The sequence below is a fragment of the Rahnella ecdela genome, from assembly GCF_019049625.1.
Taxonomy (GTDB): Bacteria; Pseudomonadota; Gammaproteobacteria; order Enterobacterales; family Enterobacteriaceae; genus Rahnella; species Rahnella ecdela.
In genome coordinates this window covers 20,739-27,790 of record NZ_JAFMOY010000099.1, presented here as the reverse complement: position 1 = coordinate 27,790, position 7,052 = coordinate 20,739, and the positions used below count along the sequence as shown (strand labels likewise).

The following is a 7,052-nucleotide window of genomic DNA, read 5'->3' as shown; positions in this document are numbered from 1 at the left end:
AAAGAAATGGAGTATGCCGATCCAAAACTGGCGGCTGGCGATGAGTCGTTTTATTATCGAGTTCGGTGACCGCCTGAGCGCTCACCTTTAATACGATGGCAGTTACACAGAATTATTTACAGGGTCAAAGAAACCTACCTTGTAGGGCTTGCGAAAATAACGTAAGCAATCCGTAATTCATTGTCATGTTTTCCGAAAATCAAATATTGCCCGCTGAACCTCCGATATATCCCACAGTCTGTTAGCGAGGTTATTTCTTCTGATAGCAAAATCTTTTGTTAGCAGGAATTTTTGTTAGTTTAGAAACTGCGGGCACGTATCACATGACAATGAAAAAGTTACTCTTAGCGTCGCTACTGTTCAGCAGTGCCCCGGTTTTCGCTGCGGGCGGGTTTGTCGTCAAAGACATTCACGTCGAAGGATTGCAGCGGGTCACAGTCGGTGCGGCGTTGCTGAGCATTCCGGTGCGCGTGGGCGATTCGGTATCGGATGACGATATCAGCCAGACGATCCGTGCCCTGTTCGCCACCGGCAATTTTGACGATGTGAACGTGCTGGAAGATGGCAACACGCTGATAGTGCAGGTGAAAGAACGCCCGACGATTGCGAGCATCACGTTTTCGGGTAACAAAGCCATCAAAGATGAGATGTTGCAGCAAAACCTGGAAGCCTCAGGTGTCCGCGTGGGAGACGCGCTGGACCGCACCACGATTTCCTCGATTGAGAAGGGACTGGAGGATTTCTATTACAGCGTCGGCAAATACAGCGCCAGCGTAAAAGCCGTGGTCACGCCGCTGCCGCGTAACCGCGTGGATGTGAAACTGGTCTTTACCGAAGGCATGTCGGCGAAAATTCAGCAAATTAATATCGTGGGGAATAAAGCCTTTACCACTGAGGATTTAATCGCCCATTTTCAGCTGCGCGATGAAGTGCCGTGGTGGAATGTGATTGGCGATAAGAAATATGAAAAACAAAAACTGTCCGGTGATTTAGAAACGCTGCGCAGTTTTTATCTCGATCGCGGTTATGTCCGTTTTAATATCGATTCCACGCAGGTCAGTTTAACGCCAGATAAGAAAGGGATTTATATTACCGTGAATATAACTGAGGGTGAGCGATATAAAATTTCCGGCGTGGTGGTCAGCGGCAGCATGGCCGGGCATTCGTCAGAAATCGAAGTGCTGGCCGCCATTCCTCCCGGGGAGTTGTACAACGGCGCGAAGATCACCAAAGTTGAAGGTGATATTAAAAATCTGTTGGGGCGCTACGGTTATGCTTATCCGCACGTCACCACACAAAGCGACATCAATGACGCGGATAAAAGCGTGAAACTGCGTATCAGCGTGGATACCGGTAACCGGTATTCGGTGCGCCACATCCGCTTCGAAGGTAACGACATGTCGAAAGATGAAGTGCTGCGCCGCGAAATGCGTCAGATGGAAGGCGCGTGGCTGGGCAACGATCTGGTGCAGAAAGGTAAAGATCGCCTCAACCGCACCGGCTATTTCGAAACGGTAGATGTGGATACGCAACCGGTGCCGGGCTCAAGCGATCAGGTGGATGTGGTCTACAAAGTCAAAGAGCGTAACACCGGCACCTTCAACATCGGCGTGGGATACGGCACCGACAGCGGCATCAGTTATCAACTGGGCGTGACGCAGGATAACTGGCTTGGCAGCGGCAATACGGTCAGTTTCAGCGGTACACGTAACTCGTACCAGACCTATGTCGAAGTCTCGGCAACCAACCCGTATTACACGGTTGATGGCGTCAGTCTTGGCGGCAAAGTGTTATATAACCACTACGACGCGGAAGATGACGATCTGGCGGCATATAACCTGCAAAGTTACGGTGCAGGCATGAATTTGGGTCTGCCGGTCAGCGAAAACAACACGCTGAATCTGGGGCTGGATTACGTCCACAGCACGCTCACTGACATGGAGCCGCAGGTGGCGGTCTGGCGTTATCTTAATGCCAGCGGCGTCAAGCCGGGGCTGGTGACCACCTCCACCAACAGCGATGCCGAACTGCGCACCAACGATTTCTTCGCCAGCGTCGGCTGGGCGTATAACGACCTGAACCGTGGCTTCTTCCCGTCTTCAGGCACCCGCGCCAGCCTGGCTGCCAAGGTGACCACACCGGGTTCAGACGACAGTTATTACAAAATCACCTTCGATGCTAACCATTACATTGCGCTGAGTGACACATCAGACTGGGTGCTGATGGGCCGTGCCAAAGCCGGTTATGCGGCAGGCATCGGCAGCAACGACGTGCCGTTCTACGATAACTTCTATGCGGGCGGTTCCAGCTCGGTGCGCGGCTTCTCGTCCAACACTATCGGGCCGAAAGCGGCGTATTACAAATGCAGCAGCGCAGACAGTTCGTATTCCACCTGTCCGGTGAGCAAATCCACCGATGCGGTGGGCGGTAATGCGATGGCGATCGCCAGTGCGGAATTGTATGTGCCGACACCGTTTATCAGCGAGAAATACGCCAGCTCGGTGCGGACTTCATTATTTGTTGATTCCGGTACGGTGTGGGACCCCAAATGGCAAAATACAGCAGCCACTGAAGCTGCTGGTATTCCGGATTACAGTGATCCGATGCATATCCGTGTTTCCAGCGGTATTGCGTTGCAATGGCAATCACCGCTCGGCCCGCTGGTATTCTCTTATGCACAACCGCTGGTAAAATATGAAGGCGACAGTGCGGAACAATTCCAGTTTAATATCGGGAAGACATGGTAATAACCATGGCGTCTTACAAACTAATTACTTTTTACAGACGCAATGAAAATAGAAAGAAAATCAGATCCCTTTATAATGACAGCATGATGTTTATTGAGCGACCTTAGGGTTAAACATCATGCCATTATTATATTGTTGGAGTTCTTCCTTTTAAGGGCTGCCCCTGTGCGGCCCTTTTTTTATTCCGCTTTATACCGGTTCACTCCGCTTTATGATAATTCCCTTGCTCGTCGGCACTTTCAAAAACCATTGAAACGGAATTCACACAGTGACGCAGATTCTTCTCGGTTAGATATTCTCCCTCAAAAACATGCCCCAGATGCGCCTTGCAGTTGGCACAGACGATTTCAGTTCTGCGGCCATCGGCGTCAGGCACACGCTCTACCGCGCCAGGGATTTCGTCATCAAAAGCGGGCCAGCCGCAGTGAGATTCGAATTTATGTTCAGAAGAATACAGCGGCGCAGAACATCTTTTGCAGACATAACGGCCCGGTGAAAAGTGTTCGTTATATTCACCGGTATGAGGGCGCTCGGTCCCTTTATTTTCAATAACAAAACGTTCGAATTCGTTGAGTTCTTTATTCATTCTGATGACTCCTCAGATTACAGACATTGCAGGTGCTGACTTACAGTTTACACGAGAAACCGGCCTGCGTGGCATACGCCACCGTGCTTAGGCACCTGCTGCTAAGCGCCGGTCAGTCAGGTTTCATCGTCTGCGACATTATCGCGCTGACTTTTTCCATCATCGGCCCGGCGTCTTTATTACCCAGCGCTTCCTGCTGTTTTACCCACAGCGCCTGAGCATCCTGATAACGGGTAACCTGCTGCCAGTGCGCCACTTCACTGTGTCGCAGAACACGCACCTTCGCGCCGTCTTTGCGCAGGGCATCCAGCTGCGGGTCAAAGTGGCTGTCCATGACGGAACCGGCGATTTTATTGGCGATATCCGCCGCGCGGGTAATGGCCGCTTTATCTTCCTCTGCCAGCCCGTTCCAGACTTTCAGGTTCATCACCAGCAGATAAACATGCCCCAGCCACAGCTCTTTCGAGACCAGAACATCAGGTGCCATCTTCTGAATTTTCAGGTCATATCCGCTGTCGACGTTGACCATAATGCCGTCCAGCTTACCGGTCTTGAAGGCTTCCACCGTTTGCGGACCCCACGGCATTGTGACCGGTATGGCTCCGGCATTGCGCAGAAAATCCTGATGCCAGAAGCTGGCCGAACGCCAGGTTGTTCCTCTAATATCCTCAAGGTTTTTCAGCGGATGTGTGCTGAAAAAGGCGACCGGATAACCGGTCGCAGAGAAGATATTCACTACGCCGGCTTTTTCTAATTCAGCAGGGAAGGCGGGTATTTCGGTGAAAACACGGCGAAAGAAAGCGATTTGTTTATCGCCGGAAGGCCCGACCGGAAAGCTTTTAAAAATCTGATGCAGCGGCAGTTCTTTGGCGGCGTATTCCGGCACCACAATGCCGATATCTGCCGTTTTTCCCTCGCGCACGGTAAGCAATGCGTCATAACCGGTTGAGAGTTCGCCCCCCCAGTGTTCTTCAATTTTCAGGCGTCCCTGAGACTCTTTTTCGATAGCAGGAAAGAACACATCGTGGATAAAGCGGGTACGCATTGTGCCCAGCGGTTCATGATCGGTGTACCGCAAGGTGGTGGTGGCAGAAGCGGCAGCCGGTAACAGGAGCAGAGTGAGAACCAGCGCCAGAGGTTTTCTGATTATTTCCATGTAATTTCACATTTCGGTAGGCAAAGCCTGAGTGTAGCGGATCACCCGATTTGTGAATGTGCGTGAAAACAGGTTCTTGGCGCGAAACCAAAAAAGGCGCCATGCGATTGCATGACGCCTCGGGTTCTTATCGGTTAGTGGTTAGAAATCAACATTCACACCCAGCTGGAAGCTTCGGCCCGGCATGACGGCCAGCGCTTTGTTGTACTCGTCCTGATTAGTGGTTTCAGTCAATGTACGGCTGCTCAGGTAATCCCAGTATTTGCGGTCGGTGATGTTGTAAACGCCACCGCTGAGTTTGACGTTTTTCGCGACTTTCCAGTAAGCCGTCGCATCCACCATCCCATAACCTGGAACGTTCATGTATTTTTCAGTGGAATCTGCAAGGGGAGTACCACTGTTGTTGTAACTCTGGCGAGAGGTTGCTTCAGCTCTTTTACCTTTAACAAAGGTTGCTGTCAGTGCCGCACCGTAGAGAGTTGATGGGGCATCCCATGCAATACCTGCGACAAATTTCATCGGCGGCACGCTGTCGAGGTCAACATACTTGTCGCCATCATAGCTGGACTTGGATTGCCCCTGGGCATAACCGAATGCGAAGGTCGTGCTCAGGCCATCCACGCTGTTAAACCAGGTGCCGTAGTTGACTTTGGTGCTCACGTCACCGCCGTAGATATACGCTTCATCGCGGTTTTCGGCCTGATAAATGGTATAAATATTGGAAGGCACATTAGTGAACAGCCCTGGGTTTGCTGAACGCGAATAACGCGTATTGGCGATGAAGTTTTTATAAGTATTGTAGAAAACGGATGTCTTGAAGGTTACCCCTTCCGTGGCTTCACCTTTCATGCCCCATTCGAAGTTGTTACTGGTTTCAGTTTTCAGATCGGTATTACCGATAAGGGCGTACTGAGCGCGTCCTGCATAGTTAGATCCGAGATTCCATGAGCCGTATAGCTGGCTGGCGTCTGGGAACTGTGCACCGCGCTGATACTGCACGTAGGTCATCAGCTTTGGCGTGATGTCATACGTAAAGGCCAGTGATGGCAGAGCCTGGGTGTCTGAGTTGGCCTTGTTATAGAGTGTTGAAACCTGATCACCGGTTACCACGCCGTTCGCCAAGCTCGACAAATCTTGTGGTTTGGTATTTTGATAAGCAACGCGAACAGCAGGTATCACAGAGAGGTTGTGGCCATCGAGGTCAAACTTCATGGTGTCTTGCAGGAAGCCGCCCAGGATATAGGTTCGGCTGTTGGCTTCCGGCTGCATGATGGTAGTGAACGCCCCTTGTTCTGGGTTTTGACGGAATGGACGTTCAGTGTTGGATACACGACCGTTGATCCCCGCGCTCAGTTCATGACGCCCCAGGGTTTTTAGCCAACTGGTTTCCGCGCCATAGGTATTCACGTCATAGTTGGAATAGACGTTCATCATCTGCTTACTGTCGTTCGGCATATAGGTATTGTCGTGCGCCTGCGTGTACTGGTAATAGACCTTGGACACGATGGCATCGACGTAATCCTTGAACGGGGTCCATTCGTCTTTCAGGCTTGCACCCCAGCGGCGCGTATTACTTTGCTGCTGTGAAGTCCCCAGGATAGCGCTGCCCGAGCCATTCCAGGTGTCATAGTGGGTGTGGTTCACTTTTTCGTAGTAATCGAGCGTGCCGGTAACTTTATGTTCGTCATTCGGCTGCCAGATAACAGATGTCATCACGGCATCTGAGTGCCAGTTAGCAGGGTAGGCATCATGCGTGCCGCTGTTGTTGCTGGTTTCCTGTCCGTCGCGGCGGCTGATAGCAATCAATCCACGCAGCGTTTCATCGCCCGCAGCGGCCGTGATACCGTTATGCCATGAGCGGTCTGAGGAATCATAGTCTGACTGGTAACCGAAATAGGTTTCCTTACCCGGACGCAGATAATCGTCGGCTGATTTTGGCAGGAAGGACACTGCACCACCGATAGAGGTGTTGGCACGTTCGGCTGAGGTGGCACCGGATTCGATATCCACCTGGCCGTAAATATAAGGGTCGATGTAGTCGCGGCCAATACCAAAGGTATTGAGGCCTGCGCGGCTGACATAGCTGCGACCGGTGGCGCTCGGTTGCGGAATGCCGTCAACGTCGATACCGACACGGTTGCTTTCCAGACCCCGGATGTTATAGCCGGTGTAGCCGCTGCGGTCGAAACCGCTTTTCCCGTTACCTGACCCCCCGCTGGCGCCGGTTGCGCTGATCAGTGGCTCATAACGCATGATGGTGCCGAAATCATTACCGCCTTTTTTCTGCATTTCGGCTGCGGTGATGCTAGTTTTCGAGCCCGGTTTTTTATCCGGCATCGTTTCGGTGACGGTCATCACCTCTTCGTTACTTTGCGCCAAATCTTGCGCCGTACGTACCACTGGCTTCTTCTTGATGGTTTCAGAGGCTGGCGTTTTATTCGCGGCAAGATCGCTGGTGTCTTTGATAGCTTCCGCTGCATTGACGTTAAAGGTGGTGGTGAGAATCGTTCCCATGAAAATGACGCTTTTCACCAAACCCTGCTGTGTAAAGGATTTGAACATT

At 51.6% G+C, this 7,052-nt stretch carries 4 protein-coding genes; 1 reads left to right on the top strand and 3 read right to left on the bottom strand.

Going from position 1 to position 7,052, the window contains the following annotated elements:
- Positions 1-323: 323 nt before the first annotated feature.
- The gene (bamA, locus tag J1784_RS01940; RefSeq protein WP_217147789.1) at positions 324-2,747 is read left to right on the top strand and encodes an outer membrane protein assembly factor BamA; all 2,424 of its coding nucleotides are present in this window, start codon (positions 324-326) and stop codon (positions 2,745-2,747) included.
- A gap of 199 nt (positions 2,748-2,946) precedes the next feature.
- Here the strand turns inward: bamA and J1784_RS01935 are convergent, their stop codons facing one another.
- The 3 genes from J1784_RS01935 to J1784_RS01925 all read right to left on the bottom strand — a co-directional run bounded on the left by J1784_RS01935 (position 2,947) and on the right by J1784_RS01925 (position 7,051).
- Positions 2,947-3,333 (bottom strand): methionine-R-sulfoxide reductase, encoded by a 387-nt coding sequence (locus tag J1784_RS01935; RefSeq protein WP_120134389.1) that lies wholly within the window; start codon positions 3,331-3,333, stop codon positions 2,947-2,949.
- Positions 3,334-3,445: 112 nt separating this feature from the next.
- Positions 3,446-4,489, bottom strand: a complete 1,044-nt coding sequence (gene dctP / locus J1784_RS01930; RefSeq protein WP_120509823.1) for a TRAP transporter substrate-binding protein DctP — start codon at positions 4,487-4,489, stop codon at positions 3,446-3,448.
- 141 nt (positions 4,490-4,630) lie between these two features.
- A complete protein-coding gene (locus J1784_RS01925; RefSeq protein ID WP_217147788.1) occupies positions 4,631-7,051 on the bottom strand; it encodes a TonB-dependent receptor domain-containing protein in 2,421 nt (806 codons plus the stop codon).
- Between the last annotated feature and the right edge of the window lies 1 nt (position 7,052).